The following is a 14,368-nucleotide window of genomic DNA, read 5'->3' as shown; positions in this document are numbered from 1 at the left end:
ATGCCGGTACTGGTGATCACGGGCACGGGCACGGAGGTCGGCAAGACGGTCACGACCGCGGCCGTCGCCGCGACCGCCCTTGCGGCCGGGCGTACGGTGGCCGTGCTGAAGGCCGCGCAGACGGGGGTACGGCCGGACGAGCGCGGGGACGCGGACGAGGTCGCCCGGCTCGCCGGTCCGGTGACGGCCGCCGAACTGGCCCGCTATCCGGAGCCGCTGGCACCGGGTACGGCGGCCCGGCGGGCCCGGATGGCACCGGTGCATCCGCACGAGGTGGCCGAGACCGCGGCCAAGCTGGCGACCGAGCACGATCTGGTGCTGGTCGAGGGGGCGGGCGGACTGCTCGTACGGTTCGACGCGGCGGGCGGGACCCTGGCGGACGCGGCCCGGCTGCTGAACGCGCCGGTGCTGGTCGTCGCGGCCGCGGGCCTCGGCACCCTGAACACGACGGAACTGACGGCCCGTGAACTGCTCTGGCGTGAGCTGGAGTTGGCCGGCGTCGTGATCGGGAGCTGGCCCGGCGCCCCGGACCTCGCCGCCCGCTGCAACGTGCTGGACCTCCCGGAGGTCGCGGGCGCCCCCCTGCTCGGCGCGCTGCCCGCCGGAGCCGGGGCGCTCCCGCCTGCCGACTTCCGCGCGGCGGCACCGAACTGGCTGGCACCGCGCCTGGACGGCACGTGGGACGCGGAGGCGTTCCGGATCCGGGAGGCTCCCTAGGGACGGGTACGTCCAGCGGCCCCAGGGTCCTGGGGGCTGTCGAGACGTCGTACCAGTTCGATCCGGGAGCGGATGCCCAGGCGGGTGAAGACTCCGCGCAGGTGGTGGTCGATGGAACGGGGGCTGAGCGCCAGCCGGTCGGCGATCTCGCGGTTGGTGGCGCCCTCGGCGGCCATGCGGGCGATCGTCAGCTGCTGGGCCGTGAGCAGGGCCGCGGGGTCGCCGGCGGCGGGCGCGGACACCGGGGCGCCGAGGGCACGGAGTGCGGTGCTGGGGTGGGGGGTTGACCGGAGTCACCACTCCATCGACGTTACTGGCGAGTTAGTTGACTCGTAAAGACTGGCGACTTCACCGATGCGGCGCGCGTAGACCCCTCCCGACACTCCTGACGTTCCCACCCGTTTCAGGAGGCATCATGCAGCGCCACAAGCGTCGCATCGCCACGGCACTGTCGGCGATCACCGCAACACACCTTCTGTCACTCCCCCTCACGGCGGCCCCCGCCCAGGCGGCGGGCCACGACCCCATCGTCTTCGTGCACGGGATCAGCAGTTCGGCGAGCAGCTGGGACGACTGGGTCGCGGACTTCGAGGCCGACGGCTACAGCTCCTCGCAGCTGTTCGCCTGTGACGAGACGCCGGGCAGCCTCGCGTACGCCGCCTACTGGTCGGACTGCGACGAGGCGATCAACCCCGACACCTCGGCGGAGCTGAACGGGGCGACCAACGTCGACGTCGGCTGCATTGCGCACACCGACATGAACAACGACCACGGCGTCTACGAACAGGTGCGCGACTTCATCGCCTGAGGTGTCGGGCGGGGTGCGACGGGGCTTCTCCGGGGGACAATCAGCGTAGGCCCGACCTGTACGGGAGGTTGCCATGCGGCTGTTGTCGACCGGATCCGGCGCGGTGGCGCAGAGCCCCGTCCACCACCCGATCTTCGCCCGGTACTACGCCCGGATCAGTGTGGGCGCGGAGACCCGGCTCGGGTTGGCCGGGATGCGCGAGCGGCTGCTCGCCGGGCTGTCGGGGCGGGTGATCGAGATCGGCGCCGGCAACGGGCTGAACTTCGGGCACTATCCGGAGACCGTCGCGGAGGTCGTCGCGATCGAACCGGAGCCGCTGCTCAGGAAGTTGGCCCGGGATGCGGCGCTGCACGCCCCGGTGCCGGTCGATGTGGCGCCCGGAGTGGCGGAGGCGCTGCCGGTGAAGAGCGAGGCCTTCGACGCGGCCGTGCTGTCGCTGGTGCTGTGCAGCGTGCGGGACGTGACACGGGCGCTGGGCGAGGTACGGCGGGTGCTCAAACCGGGCGGCGAGGTGCGGTTCTTCGAGCACGGCCGGGGCGGCGGCCGGGTGATGACGCTGACCCAGCGCACCCTGGACCGGACGCTCTGGCCCGCGCTGAGCGGCGGCTGCCACGTGGCCCGGGAGCCGGTCGCCGCGCTGCGCACCGCCGGCTTCGAACTCGGCCCGTACCGGCGGGTGTCGCTGCCGGAGAAGGGTCCGAAGCTGCCGACCTCGTACGCGGTACTGGGGACCGCCTGGCGGCCCGCCGAGCCCGTGCGGCGATGATTCACAGGCTCCAGCGGCGCAGTTCCCCGGCGATGTCCTCAAGGCTCGCCTCGCCGTCCTTCACCAGGCGGGCGAGGTCGCGGACCTGCTCGGGTGTGGTGGCGATCTTGAGGCCGCTGGCGACCAGGTAGGCGTAGGCGACGGCCGAGGCGAACAGCGCGTTGGAGCGCTCCAGCGCGGGCACGTGGATGAGCAGCTGGAGCAGGGCGGCCGCGCGGTCGTGCGGGGTGTCGTAGACGGGCACGCCGAATATCTCGGCCCGGTGGCGGGCGACGGCGGCGACCAGCGCGCCCCAGTCGGTGACCTGGGGGTCCCCGGGTGTCTTCTGTTCGGCGAGCATGAGCAGCCAGGCGAGGTCGATGCTGAGATCGTTCAAGGGTTCAGCTGCGACCTTCACCGGAGTCGGTGCCGCGCGCCTCGGCGAACTCCTCGGCGAACACGGACTCGTACTGCTTCATGAAGTCGGCGGCGGCGTCCACGAAGGCGCGGCCGGCCTCCCCGGCGTCCTGTCTGACCAGCTCTTCGATGTAGCGGTTGACGCTCATGCCGCGGGCCAGGGCGCGCTCGCGGGCCGCGCGGGCGGTGTCCTCGTCCACGCGCACGTTCAGCTGGGTCTTCGCCATGCTTCGACGCTAGCGCCCAGGTGCTATCAACGGCAAGGGAGCACGAGGGAAGGTGCCCCTTACACGGTGTCCGCGTCCTCGGTCGCAGGAGGGATTCCGGCTATGGGACTGGTCACACTAGTCTCGGCCGGAACGAGGGAGTCGACGACCGGGAGGCGGTCTTGTCCACACCTGTTGCGGAGCATGTGCCGGGCCGGGCGCCGGACAACGGGATCGCGGCCGGCGCCCGCGGGCTGACCAAGGCGTACGGCTCGGGCGAGACAGCCGTGCTCGCCCTGGACTCGGTCGACGTGGACATCGTGCGCGGCCGGTTCACCGCCGTGATGGGCCCCTCGGGGTCGGGGAAGTCCACGCTGATGCACTGTCTGGCGGGCCTGGACAGCGTGTCGGCCGGCCAGGTCTGGCTCGGCACCACGGAGATCACCGGTCTGAAGGACCGGGAGCTGACCCGGCTGCGGCGGGACCGGGTCGGGTTCATGTTCCAGTCGTTCAACCTCATCCCGACGCTGACCGCGGCCGAGAACATCACGCTGCCCATGAACATCGCGGGCCGCAAGCCCGACCAGGCATGGCTGGACCAGGTCATCGACACCCTGGGGCTGCGGGGACGCCTGACCCACCGCCCGGCGCAGCTCTCGGGCGGCCAGCAGCAACGGGTCGCCTGCGCGCGGGCGCTGGCCTCGCGGCCCGAGCTGATCTTCGCCGACGAGCCGACCGGCAACCTGGACTCGCGGGCGGGCCTCGAGGTGCTGGGCTTCCTGCGCAGCGCCGTGGACGACCTCGGGCAGACCGTCGTCATGGTCACCCACGACCCGGGCGCCGCCGCCCACTCCGACCTGGTGCTCTTCCTCGCCGACGGGCGGATCGTGGACCGGATGGAGCGGCCGACGGCGGACGCCGTGCTGGAGCGTATGAAGGCGTTCGACGTGGTGCGCGGACGGCTCGGCGACGACAGCACCGCCCTGGAGGACTGACCCGGTGCTGAAGGCGACCTTGAGGAGTTTCCTCGCGCACAAGGGGCGGCTGGCGCTGTCGGCACTGGCCGTCGTGCTGTCCGTGGCGTTCGTCGCGGGCAGTCTGATCTTCTCCGACACCGTCACCCGTACCTTCGACCGGCTGTTCGCCTCGTCCTCCGCCGATGTGACGGTCGAGCCGAAGGAGGACCTGAAGTCCCCGGTGCCGAGCGGCGCGGTCCAGACCGTGCCCGCGGCACTGAAGGAGCAGGTGGCGAAGGTCGCCGGAGTCGCGGCGGTCCACGCGGACGTGGCGGTGCAGAACGTGGTGGTGGTCGACAGCCGCAACAGGTCCGTCGGCCCGACCACCGGCGCCCCGACCATCGCCACCTCCTGGTACGTCACCCGTCGCAGCCCGGTGAAGCTGACCTCCGGTCATGCGCCGAACGGTGCGGGCGAGGCTCTGCTGGACGCGGACACCGCGGACAAGAAGCACGTACGGATCGGCGACACGCTGACCGTGCAGGCACAGCCGGGCACGTTCCGGGTCCGGGTCGTCGGCATCGCCACGTTCACGACCACCAACCCGGGCGCGGCCCTGGTCTACCTGGACCCCGCGGTGGCCGCCCGCGAGCTGCTCGGCTCCGCCGACCGGGCCACCAGCATCTCGGTGGACGCGGCGAAGGGGGTGACCGACGCGGACCTCAAGCGCCGCGTCGGCCAGGCGATCGGTACCGGCACCTACGACCTGAAGACCGCCGACGAGCAGGCCAAGTCGGCCGCGGCCGATCTCGGCGGGTTCCTGGACGTCATCAAGTACGTGATGCTGGGATTCGCCGGCATCGCCGTGCTCGTGGGCATCTTCCTGATCGTCAACACCTTCTCCATGCTGATCGCCCAGCGCACCCGCGAACTGGGCCTGCTGCGGGCGCTGGGCGCCGACCGGCGGCAGGTGCGGCGGTCGGTGCTCACCGAGGCGGTGCTGCTCGGTGTCGTCGGCTCCACGCTGGGCCTCGCGGCCGGGATCGGCCTCGCGTTCGGGCTGATCCGGCTGATGAGCGTGTTCGGGATGAACCTGAAGGCCACGGAGATGGTCATCGGCTGGGGTACGCCCGTCGCGGCCTACGCCGTCGGCGTCGGGGTCACCTTCGTGGCCGCGTACCTGCCCGCGCGGCGCGCGGCGGCCGTCTCACCGATGGCGGCGCTGGCGGATGCCGAAGTCGCCGGTGTGGGCAAGCCGTTGAAGGCGCGGGCGATCGTCGGGACCGTGGTCGGAGCGGCCGGTGCGGCCGCGCTGGCCGGGTGCGCGGCGGCCACGAAGACCGGCTCGGCGGCCTCCCTGCTGGGCCTCGGCGTGGTCCTGACGCTGATCGCGACCGTGATAGCGGGGCCGCTGCTGGTCCGGCCGGTGATCCGGGTACTGGGCGGCGCCTTCCCCGCGGTGTTCGGCTCGGTCGGCCGGATGAGCCAGCGCAACGCCCTGCGCAATCCGCGTCGTACCGGCGCCACCGCGGCCGCGCTGATGGTGGGCCTCGCGCTGGTCGGCGGGATGTCGGTGGCGAGCGCCTCCATGTCCGCGTCGTTCGACCGGCAGATCGACAGGACACTGGGCGCCGACTTCACCGTGCAGAACGCCAACTTCACGCCGTTCACCAAGGAGGTCACGGACACCCTGTCCGCCACGGACGGCGTCGGGCTCGTCGTACGGCAGCGGATCGCCCCGATCGCCGTGCGGCTCCCGGACGGCAAGCGCGTGCAGACGGCGGCCGCCGGATACGACCCCCGGCTCGACGACGTCGCCCACATCACCTACGCGCGCGGCGGCTCGGCCGCGGCGCTGGCGGACGGGCACCTTGCCATGGACGCCGGCTTCGCCGAGGACCACCACGTACGGGTCGGCAGTGTGCTCCCGGTCGAGTTCCAGGGCGGTCGCCGGGCGGAGCTGACCGTGGGGGCCCTCACCGACCAGGAGGGGTCCCAGGCCTTCGGCACCCAGGGCGGCATCTTCTTCGGCCTCGCGACCCTCGAGAAGTACGTGCCCGGCGGCCAGGACTCCGCGGTCTACGTCAACGCGGCCCCCGGAACCGGGGCCAAGGAGCTGCGCTCCCGCCTGGAACGGGCACTGAAGCCGTACCCGCAGGTCCAGGTGCGCGACCAGGCCGACTACAAGAAGCTCGTCCACGACCAGATCGCCGTGCTGCTCTACCTCGTGTACGCACTGCTCGGGCTCGCGATCGTCATCGCGGTGCTCGGTGTGGTCAACACCCTCGCCCTGTCGGTGGTGGAGCGCACCCGGGAGATCGGGCTGCTGCGCGCGATCGGGCTCGGCCGGCGGCAGTTGCGGCGGATGATCCGGCTGGAGTCGGTGGTGATCGCGGTGTTCGGCGCGGTCCTCGGGCTGGGGCTCGGACTCGTCTGGGGCGTGTGCACCCAGCAGGTGCTGGCCCTGCAGGGCATGACCGCGCTCGCGATCCCCTGGGGCACGATCGTCGCGGTCGTGATCGGCTCGGCCGTGGTGGGCATCGTGGCGGCGCTGCTGCCGGCGTTGCGGGCGTCCCGGATGAACGTGCTGGCGGCGATCGCGCACGAGTGACGGCGCCTTCTTCTGAGCGTGTCGCGGGCGTGATGGAATCACCGGCAGGTACTCAAGTCACGTGCTGCTGAGGAGATTTCATGCCGCGCCCGTTCCGCTTCGGGGTCAACCTGCTCACGCCCGCACCCGCCGCCGAGTGGCGGGCCAAGTGCCGCCGCGCCGAGCAGCTCGGGTACGACGTGATCCTGGTCCCCGACCACCTCGGCATGGTCGCGCCGTTCCCGGCGCTGGTGGCGGCCGCCGAAGCGACCGAGCGGCCCCGGCTCGGCACGTTCGTGCTCAACGCCGGATTCTGGAACCCGGCCCTGCTGGCCCGCGAGGTCGCGACCACCGACGCGCTGACCGGCGGCCGGCTCGAACTCGGCCTCGGGACCGGCTACGTCCGGTCCGAGCACGAGGTGGCCGGGCTGCCGTACGGCTCCCCGCGTGAGCGGGTGGACCACCTGCGGCGCACGGTCGAGGAGCTGGACCGGCTGCTGGGCTCCGACGACCACGAGCCCCGCCCGGCACAGCGCCGGGTGCCGCTCCTGATCGGCGCCAACGGCGACCGGATGCTGCGCCTGACGGCCGAGCACGCGGACATCGCGGCCTTCACCGGAGCCCGGCCGGGGCGCGCCGAGGGGACACTGGAGCCCCTGACCGACGGGGAACTGGACGAGCGGGTGGCCCGCTACCAGGCGCTGGCGGCGGGCCGGGCCGAGCCCGCCGAGCTGAACCTGCTCCTCCAGCTCGTGGCCGTCACCGACGACCCCGAGCCCGTGCTCAAGCCGTTGCTGGAACGGCAGCCGCAACTGAGCCTGGACCAGGCGATGGCCCTGCCCATCGTGCTGGCCGGCCCGCTGGAGGACGTCGTGGCGCGGGTGCGGGCGCAGCGGGAGCGGTTCGGGTTCTCGTATCTGACCGTCCTGGAGCCGTCCATGGAGGCGTTCGCGCCGGTGATGGCCCGGCTGCGGGAGGAGTCCGCATGATGGAACTCCCGGACGGGAGCACCCCCGTGTGATGGGGTGATTCCATGATCGAACTGCGTATGCGTTCCGCCCGGCCCGCCGACCTGGACAGCGTCCTCGCCTTCTGGAAGAAGGCCGCCGAGGGCACCAGCATCAGCGACGACCGCGACGGAGTGGAGCGGCTCGTCGCCCGCGATCCCGAGGCGCTGATCCTCGCCGAGGAGGCGGGTCGGCTGGTCGGCACGGTGATCGCGGGCTTCGACGGCTGGCGCTGCCATCTGTACCGGCTCGCGGTGCATCCGGAGCGGCGGCGGCAGGGCATCGGCTCGGCGCTGCTGGCCGCCGCCGAAGAGCGGTTCGTGCGGCTCGGGGGGCGGCGCGGGGACGCGATGGTGCTGGTCCGCAACGAGACCGCCCAGCACGCGTGGCGGACGGCCGGGTACGCGCCCGAGGAGCAGTGGCGGCGCTGGGTGAAGCCCCTCGCGGACTGAACCCGCGGACCTCGCGGACGGACCCCCCGGAGGCTCTTTGCTCATCCTTTACTATTGAAGGAGCATCCGGCCCTCCATGAAAGGTTGTGAGCGTCCCCCGATGGACGAGCCTCCCAGTCCGCGACATCGCGCGCCCCGCCCCGCCCTGTCCGATCATGGGACCGGGGTGACCCGATGACCGAAGTGCTGCTCCTCCTGGTGGCGATCCTGCTCTCGCTCGCCTGCGGCGCCTTCGTGGCGGCCGAGTTCTCGCTGACCACGGTCGAGCGCGGCGAGCTGGAGCGGGCGGTCGAACGCGGCGAGCGCGGTGCGGCCGGCGCCCTGAAGGCCGTACGGAACCTGACCTTTCAGCTCTCCGGCGCGCAGCTCGGCATCACCGTGACCAACCTGGTGGTCGGCATGCTCGCCGAGCCGTCGATCGGCAAGCTGCTCGCCGGGCCGTTCCGGGCGATGGGCCTTTCGGCGACCACGGCGAGTTCGGTCGCGCTGGTGCTGGGTACGGTGCTGTCCACGGTGTTCCTGATGGTCGTCGGCGAGCTGGTGCCCAAGAACTGGGCGATCTCCTCGCCGCTGGCCATGGCCAAGCGGGTGGGCAACCCGCAGCGCATCTTCAGCGCCGCCTTCCGCCCCTTCATCACCCACCTCAACAACACGGCCAACCACATGGTGCGCCGGTTCGGTCTCGAGCCCGCCGAGGAGCTGGCCTCCGCGCGCGGACCCCAGGAGCTGGCGGCGCTCGCCCGGCACTCCGCCAAGGAGGGCGCCCTGGAGGCGGACACCGCGGAGCTGTTCCTGCGGACGCTGAACCTTGCCGACCTCACCGCGGAGAACGTGATGACCCCGCGCGTCCAGGTCGTCGCCCTCGACACCCAGGCGACCTGCGAGGACGTGGCGAACGCGACCCGGGCGACCGGCCTGTCCCGGTTCCCGGTCTACCGCGGCAGCCTCGACTCGGTCGTCGGCACCGCCCACATCAAGGACGTCCTGGCGATGCCCGCCGAGGAACGGCCCCGCCGCACCGTCGCCCAGGTGATGCGGGAGCCCCTGCTGGTGCCCGAGTCGCTCACCGTCGACCGGCTTCTGGACCGGCTCGGGGGCAGGCGCACCATGGCCGTCGTCATCGACGAGTACGGCGGTACGGCGGGCGTGGCGACGCTGGAGGACATCGTCGAGGAGGTCGTCGGCGAGGTGCGGGACGAGCACGACCCGCACGAGACGCCCGACCTGGCGCCCGCCGGGGCCGACGAGGAGGGCCGCGCCCTGTACTCGGCGGACGGCGCCGCCCGCACCGACCAGCTCGCGCGCGTGGGTCTGCGGGTGCCCGAGGGGCCGTACGAGACACTGGCCGGCCTGGTCGCCACGCAGCTGGGCCGGATACCGGCGGTCGGGGACACCGTCGAGGTGGCCGGCTGGCGGCTGGACGTGGTGGACGCCTCGGGGCGCCGGGCCTGCCGGGTGCTGCTGCACGCACCGCTGGACGATGAGCAGACCGAGGGGACGGCCACCGGGAGCAGCGACAGGAAGGGCCACGGAAGGCGTCACGGGAAGAGCCGCGGGAAGAAGGAGGGGGCGCGATGACCGCCGTACAGCTGCTGATCGGTCTGGCGACGCTGGTCGTCAACGCCTTCTTCGTGGGCGCCGAGTTCGCCCTGATCTCCGTGCGCCGCTCGCAGGTCGAACCGCTGGCCCAGGAGGGCGACCGGCGCGCGAAGAGCGTGCTGTGGGGCCTGGAGCACGTCTCCGCGCTGCTGGCCGCCGCCCAGCTCGGCATCACGCTGTGCACGCTGGTCCTGGGTGTGGTCGCCGAGCCGGCGATCGCGCATCTGCTGGAGCCGGTGTTCCATGCGGTCGGCGTGTCCAAGAGCGCGGGCCACGGGGTGTCCTTCGTGATCGCGCTGACCCTGGCGACCTACCTGCACATGCTGCTGGGCGAGATGGTACCCAAGAACGTCGCGCTCGCCGAGCCGGTGCGCAGCGCGCTGCTGCTCGGCCCTCCTCTGGTCGCGCTGGCCCGGGCGCTGCGCCCGGTGATCTTCGCGGTCAACGCCTTCGCGAACGGGCTGCTGAAGCTGCTCAGGGTGGAGGCCAAGGGCGAGGTGGCCGCGACCTTCACGGACGCCCAGCTCGCCGAGATCGTCAGGGACGCCAGCCAGGCGGGCCTCATCGACGACCGGGCGCAGGAGCGGCTGCACGACGCCCTGGAGCTGGGCAGACGTCCGGTGCGGGACGTGGTCGTGCCGCTGGAGCGGGTCGTGTACGCGCGCATGGGCGTCACCCCGGAACAGCTGGAGCGGCTGTCGGCCGAGTCGGGTTTCTCCCGGTTCCCCGTGGTCGACGAGGGCCGCCGGATCGTCGGCTATCTGCACGTCAAGGACGCGCTGGACGCCTCGCCCCGGGACCTGCAGTTCCGGCTGCGCGACATGCGACCCATCGCGCGCGTGCGCGAGAGCACCCCGCTGGACGACGTGCTCACCGCGATGCGCGGCAGCCGTACGCACCTCGCGGGCGTGCTCGGCGATGACGGGCGGCTGGCCGGCCTGGTCACCATGGAGGACGTGCTCCAGGAGCTGTTCGGTCAGCCCGCGTGAGCCGTTCCGCAGCGGCCGGGGCTCGCCGACCGGCGGGTCTCCTGAGCCGTTCCGGGCCTGCCAGGGTCGGCCTTTCCGGGCTTTCCGGGGTCACCGACCGGCGGGTATGGAGGCGGGATACGATCGCTGTCGCCATGCAGACGATTCCCACACCTCCCCCGCACTCCAGCCTGGTCGCGGTCGGCGACTCCTTCACCGAGGGCATGTCGGACCTGCTGCCCGACGGCTCCTACCGGGGCTGGGCCGACCTCCTCGCCGCGCGGATGGCCGCCCGCACCCCCGGGTTCCGGTACGCCAACCTCGCCGTGCGCGGGAAGCTGATCGGGCAGATCGTCGACGAGCAGGTGGACACGGCGGCCGCGATGAACGCCGACGTCGTCACCCTCGTCGGCGGTCTCAACGACACGCTGCGGCCCAAGTGCGACATGGGCCGGGTCAAGGGCCTGCTGACCGAGGCCGTCGAGCGGCTGGCGCCCAGCTGCAGGCAGCTCGTGCTGATGCGCAGCCCCGGCCGGCAGGGCCCGGTGCTGGAGCGGTTCCGGCCGCGCATGGAGGAGCTGTTCGCCTGCGTGGACGACCTGGCCCACAAGCACGGCGCCCTGGTGGTCGACCTGTACGGGGCACCGTCGCTGGCCGACCCGCGGCTGTGGGACGTGGACCGGCTGCACCTGACGGCCGAGGGGCACCGCCGGGTCGCGGAGGCGGTGTGGCAGCAGCTCGGCTACGAGCCCGAGGACACCGAGTGGCGCACGCCGATGCCGGCCACGCCGCCGCCCGGCTGGGCAACGCGACGGGCCGCGGACGCACGCTTCGCCAAGCAGCACCTGCTGCCGTGGATCGGCCGCCGCCTGACCGGCCGCTCCTCCGGCGACGGCCGCCCGGCGAAACGGCCGGAGCTGATGCCGTACGAGGGTCCGGCGTAGCGTCCCTACTGGCGCGTGTGCTGGGAGAGCCGGCCGCCCCCCGGCGAAGTGGCGCGGCTCTCGTAGCATCCGCCGAACAACCCCATGGCGCTGGCCTGCACTAATCGCCAGTAGAATCTGGACACGTGACTTCTGCGCCCGCCAAGCCCCGCATCCCGAACGTCCTCGCCGGACGCTACGCCTCCGCCGAGCTCGCCACGCTCTGGTCGCCCGAGCAGAAGGTGAAGCTGGAGCGGCAGCTCTGGCTCGCCGTGCTGCGGGCCCAGAAGGACCTCGGCATCGAGGTGCCGGACGAGGCGATCGCCGACTACGAGCGTGTCCTCGACACCGTCGACCTGGCCTCGATCGCCGAGCGCGAGAAGGTCACCCGGCACGACGTGAAGGCGCGGATCGAGGAGTTCAACGACCTCGCCGGGCACGAGCACGTGCACAAGGGCATGACCTCCCGCGACCTCACCGAGAACGTCGAGCAGCTGCAGATCCGGCTGTCGCTGGAGCTGATGCGCGACCGTACGGTGGCCGTCCTGGCGCGCCTCGGCAAGCTGGCGGGCGAGTACGCCGAGCTGGTCATGGCCGGCCGCTCCCACAACGTGGCGGCGCAGGCCACCACCCTCGGCAAGCGCTTCGCGACCGCCGCCGACGAGCTGCTCGTCGCCCACGGGCGGGTCGAGGAGTTGCTCGGCCGCTACCCGCTGCGCGGCATCAAGGGCCCGGTCGGCACCGCGCAGGACATGCTGGACCTGCTGGGCGGGGACGCCGGAAAGCTCACCGAGCTGGAGAACCGGATCGCGCAGCACCTGGGCTTCTCGCAGGCCTTCACCTCGGTCGGCCAGGTCTATCCGCGCTCGCTGGACTACGAGGTGGTGACCGCGCTGGTGCAGCTGGCGGCGGCCCCGTCCTCGCTGGCCAAGACGATCCGGCTGATGGCCGGGCACGAGCTGGTGACCGAGGGCTTCAAGCCGGGCCAGGTCGGCTCCTCGGCGATGCCGCACAAGATGAACACCCGCTCCTGCGAGCGCGTCAACGGCCTGATGGTGATCCTGCGCGGCTACGCCTCGATGACCGGTGAGCTGGCGGGCGACCAGTGGAACGAGGGTGACGTCTCCTGCTCGGTGGTGCGCCGGGTGGCCCTCCCCGATGCGTTCTTCGCCCTCGACGGCCTGCTGGAGACCTTCCTGACCGTGCTCGACGAGTTCGGTGCCTTCCCGGCGGTGGTCGCCCGCGAGCTGGACCGCTACCTGCCGTTCCTGGCCACCACCAAGGTGCTGATGGGCGCCGTGCGCGCCGGGGTCGGCCGTGAGGTCGCGCACGAGGCGATCAAGGAGAACGCCGTGGCCACCGCGCTCGCGATGCGCGAGCAGGGCGCCGAGCGCAACGACCTGCTGGACAAGCTCGCCGTCGACGAGCGGCTGCCGCTCGACCGCGAGCAGCTGGCGGCCCTGATGGCCGACAAGCTGTCCTTCACCGGCGCGGCCGCCGACCAGGTCGGCGTCGTCGTCGGCCGGATCGACGAGATCGTCAAGCAGCACCCGGAGGCCGCCGGCTACACGCCCGGAGCGATCCTCTGACCCGCTTCACCCAGGCGGAACTGGAGGCCGCCCGCGACCGTCTCGTCCCCGACGTGGTCGCGGACGGCCTCCAGGTGCTGTTCTGCGGCATCAACCCCGGCCTGATGACGGCGGCCACGGGCCATCACTTCGCCCGCCCCGGCAACCGCTTCTGGCCGGTGCTGCACCTGTCCGGCTTCACGCCGAGGCTCATGAAGCCGGCTGAGCAGCGCGAACTGCTCACGTACGGACTGGGCATCACGAACGTGGTGGCCCGGGCGACCGCGCGGGCCGACGAGCTGAGCGCCGAGGAGTACGTCGAGGGCGGGCAGCTGCTGACCGCCAAGGTGACGCGGTGCCGGCCGAGGTGGCTGGCCGTGGTCGGGGTGACCGCGTACCGGGCCGCCTTCGGGGAGCGCAGGGCCCAGGTGGGGCCGCAGGAGCGGACCATCGGGGAGTCGCGGGTGTGGGTGCTGCCCAATCCCAGCGGGCTGAACGCGCACTGGACGGCGGCGACGATGGCGGAGGAGTTCGCGCGGCTGCGAGAGGCTGCGCAGACCTGACGGGTCAGGGCGGGGCGGTCTCCGTGACCACCGCCGGCAGCTGGAACGGCAGTTCGCCGTCCAGATGGTTCGCGGTGTCCATGTGATCCGGTGAAGCGGGCCCCCACTGACAACTGGCGGGCTGTCAGGCATCCCGGCGCTGGATGCTCCAGGCTCCCGCGAGCAGGGCGGCCGCCGCCCACGCCGCGGTCACCGCGAGCCCGCTCCAGGGGCCGAGGGAGCCGTCCCAGGTGCTGTGCAGGGCCACTTGGCCGGCCCGGTCGGGCAGGTAGTCGGCGACGCCCGCGGACAGGTCGCCGATCACGAAGGACACGATCAGCACGAACGGGATCAGGATCGAGAGGGTCGCGACGCCACTGCGCAGCACGGCCGTCACTCCGGTGGCGAACAGCGCCATCAGCGTGAGGTGGAGACCGCAGCCGACGGCACCGCGCAGCCCCTCTCCCCAGACCGGCCCGGAGGAGCCGAGAACGGCCCTGCCCACCAGCAGCGTCACCAGGCCCGTGAGCAGGCCCATGGCCAGCACCGGCAGCGCGATCGCCGTGACCTTCGCGGCGAACCAGCGCCGCCGGTCGGGCGCGGCCGCCAGCGTCAGCCGCAGGGCGCCGCCCCGGAACTCCGAGGACAGGGCCGTCGTACCGAAGGCGATCGCGGCGATCTGCCCGAAGCTGATGCCGAAGAAGGCGGAGAACAGCGGATCCGCATCATCGGCGCCGGAGTCCGGGGAAGAGGCGGCGAGCGCGGAGAACGCGGCGGTGGCGACGAGGATCGCGGCCAGGCTGCCGACGAGCGAGCGCAGCGTGCGGATCTTGATCCACTCGGCGTGCAGGACGGGGGTGAACGGCATGG

At 72.4% G+C, this 14,368-nt stretch carries 15 protein-coding genes and 1 pseudogene; 12 read left to right on the top strand and 4 right to left on the bottom strand.

Going from position 1 to position 14,368, the window contains the following annotated elements; all coding sequences use genetic code 11:
* The gene (bioD, locus tag ACZ5DS_RS32500) at nt 1-717 is read left to right on the top strand and encodes a dethiobiotin synthase (protein ID WP_468245660.1); all 717 of its coding nucleotides are present in this window, start codon (nt 1-3) and stop codon (nt 715-717) included.
* On the opposite strand, the pseudogene ACZ5DS_RS32495 reads toward bioD, so the two are convergent.
* A pseudogene (locus ACZ5DS_RS32495) lies at nt 714-980 on the bottom strand (helix-turn-helix domain-containing protein); the annotation flags it as partial. The gene bioD and the pseudogene ACZ5DS_RS32495 overlap by 4 nt on opposite strands.
* Before the next feature lie 152 nt (nt 981-1,132).
* On the opposite strand from ACZ5DS_RS32495, the gene ACZ5DS_RS32490 reads away from it, so the two are divergent.
* Both ACZ5DS_RS32490 and ACZ5DS_RS32485 read left to right on the top strand, forming a co-directional pair.
* Nucleotides 1,133-1,525 (top strand): lipase family protein, encoded by a 393-nt coding sequence (locus ACZ5DS_RS32490; protein WP_468245659.1) that lies wholly within the window; start codon nt 1,133-1,135, stop codon nt 1,523-1,525.
* Nucleotides 1,526-1,598: 73 nt separating this feature from the next.
* Nucleotides 1,599-2,291, top strand: a complete 693-nt coding sequence (locus ACZ5DS_RS32485; protein WP_468245656.1) for a class I SAM-dependent methyltransferase — start codon at nt 1,599-1,601, stop codon at nt 2,289-2,291.
* A gap of 1 nt (nt 2,292) precedes the next feature.
* On the opposite strand, the gene ACZ5DS_RS32480 is transcribed toward ACZ5DS_RS32485, so the two are convergent.
* Nucleotides 2,293-2,667 (bottom strand): fic family toxin-antitoxin system, toxin component, encoded by a 375-nt coding sequence (locus ACZ5DS_RS32480; RefSeq protein ID WP_468245654.1) that lies wholly within the window; start codon nt 2,665-2,667, stop codon nt 2,293-2,295.
* Between the two features lie 4 nt (nt 2,668-2,671).
* On the bottom strand, nt 2,672-2,914 hold the full coding sequence (locus tag ACZ5DS_RS32475) for a toxin-antitoxin system HicB family antitoxin (protein ID WP_468245652.1): 243 nt from the start codon (nt 2,912-2,914) through the stop codon (nt 2,672-2,674).
* A 161-nt stretch (nt 2,915-3,075) separates the two neighbouring features.
* Between ACZ5DS_RS32475 and ACZ5DS_RS32470 the strand changes: the two genes are divergently transcribed.
* The 9 genes from ACZ5DS_RS32470 to mug all read left to right on the top strand — a co-directional run bounded on the left by ACZ5DS_RS32470 (nt 3,076) and on the right by mug (nt 13,519).
* Nucleotides 3,076-3,888 (top strand): ABC transporter ATP-binding protein, encoded by an 813-nt coding sequence (locus ACZ5DS_RS32470; RefSeq protein WP_468245649.1) that lies wholly within the window; start codon nt 3,076-3,078, stop codon nt 3,886-3,888.
* Between the two features lie 4 nt (nt 3,889-3,892).
* Nucleotides 3,893-6,460: an ABC transporter permease gene (locus ACZ5DS_RS32465; protein WP_468245647.1), complete on the top strand. Its 2,568-nt coding sequence runs from the start codon at nt 3,893-3,895 to the stop codon at nt 6,458-6,460.
* 80 nt (nt 6,461-6,540) lie between these two features.
* Nucleotides 6,541-7,428, top strand: a complete 888-nt coding sequence (locus ACZ5DS_RS32460; RefSeq protein ID WP_468245644.1) for an LLM class F420-dependent oxidoreductase — start codon at nt 6,541-6,543, stop codon at nt 7,426-7,428.
* Between the two features lie 44 nt (nt 7,429-7,472).
* Nucleotides 7,473-7,898 carry a GNAT family N-acetyltransferase gene (locus ACZ5DS_RS32455; RefSeq protein WP_468245642.1) on the top strand — a complete coding sequence of 142 codons (426 nt, stop codon included), beginning with the start codon at nt 7,473-7,475 and terminating at the stop codon, nt 7,896-7,898.
* 174 nt (nt 7,899-8,072) lie between these two features.
* A complete protein-coding gene (locus ACZ5DS_RS32450; RefSeq protein WP_468245639.1) occupies nt 8,073-9,476 on the top strand; it encodes a hemolysin family protein in 1,404 nt (467 codons plus the stop codon).
* The gene (locus tag ACZ5DS_RS32445; protein WP_468245637.1) at nt 9,473-10,486 is read left to right on the top strand and encodes a hemolysin family protein; all 1,014 of its coding nucleotides are present in this window, start codon (nt 9,473-9,475) and stop codon (nt 10,484-10,486) included. Before ACZ5DS_RS32450 ends, ACZ5DS_RS32445 begins: the two co-directional genes overlap by 4 nt.
* Nucleotides 10,487-10,620: 134 nt before the next feature.
* Nucleotides 10,621-11,409: an SGNH/GDSL hydrolase family protein gene (locus ACZ5DS_RS32440; RefSeq protein WP_468245635.1), complete on the top strand. Its 789-nt coding sequence runs from the start codon at nt 10,621-10,623 to the stop codon at nt 11,407-11,409.
* 125 nt (nt 11,410-11,534) lie between these two features.
* Entirely contained in the window at nt 11,535-12,977 is a 1,443-nt protein-coding gene (gene purB, locus ACZ5DS_RS32435) for an adenylosuccinate lyase (protein ID WP_468245632.1), read from the top strand.
* Nucleotides 12,974-13,519 carry a G/U mismatch-specific DNA glycosylase gene (mug, locus tag ACZ5DS_RS32430; protein WP_468245851.1) on the top strand — a complete coding sequence of 182 codons (546 nt, stop codon included), beginning with the start codon at nt 12,974-12,976 and terminating at the stop codon, nt 13,517-13,519. Before purB ends, mug begins: the two co-directional genes overlap by 4 nt.
* A 124-nt stretch (nt 13,520-13,643) precedes the next feature.
* Here mug and ACZ5DS_RS32425 read toward each other — a convergent pair whose 3' ends face one another.
* The gene (locus ACZ5DS_RS32425; RefSeq protein WP_468245629.1) at nt 13,644-14,366 is read right to left on the bottom strand and encodes an ABC transporter permease; all 723 of its coding nucleotides are present in this window, start codon (nt 14,364-14,366) and stop codon (nt 13,644-13,646) included.
* Nucleotides 14,367-14,368: the final 2 nt, after the last annotated feature.

It is taken from the genome of Streptomyces sp. NPDC031100 (assembly GCF_055570785.1).
Note: the sequence above shows the minus strand (reverse complement) of the source record. Positions and strands in the feature narration are given on the sequence as shown.

Coding starts and splice junctions, on each gene's coding strand:
- ACZ5DS_RS32455 (WP_468245642.1), top strand. CDS start 7,473: ATGATCGAACTGCGTATGCGTTCCGCCCGGCCCGCCGACCTGGACAGC.
- ACZ5DS_RS32445 (WP_468245637.1), top strand. CDS start 9,473: ATGACCGCCGTACAGCTGCTGATCGGTCTGGCGACGCTGGTCGTCAAC.
- ACZ5DS_RS32490 (WP_468245659.1), top strand. CDS start 1,133: ATGCAGCGCCACAAGCGTCGCATCGCCACGGCACTGTCGGCGATCACC.
- ACZ5DS_RS32460 (WP_468245644.1), top strand. CDS start 6,541: ATGCCGCGCCCGTTCCGCTTCGGGGTCAACCTGCTCACGCCCGCACCC.
- ACZ5DS_RS32475 (WP_468245652.1), bottom strand. CDS start 2,914: ATGGCGAAGACCCAGCTGAACGTGCGCGTGGACGAGGACACCGCCCGC.
- ACZ5DS_RS32485 (WP_468245656.1), top strand. CDS start 1,599: ATGCGGCTGTTGTCGACCGGATCCGGCGCGGTGGCGCAGAGCCCCGTC.
- ACZ5DS_RS32450 (WP_468245639.1), top strand. CDS start 8,073: ATGACCGAAGTGCTGCTCCTCCTGGTGGCGATCCTGCTCTCGCTCGCC.
- ACZ5DS_RS32425 (WP_468245629.1), bottom strand. CDS start 14,366: ATGCCGTTCACCCCCGTCCTGCACGCCGAGTGGATCAAGATCCGCACG.
- ACZ5DS_RS32440 (WP_468245635.1), top strand. CDS start 10,621: ATGCAGACGATTCCCACACCTCCCCCGCACTCCAGCCTGGTCGCGGTC.
- bioD (WP_468245660.1), top strand. CDS start 1: ATGCCGGTACTGGTGATCACGGGCACGGGCACGGAGGTCGGCAAGACG.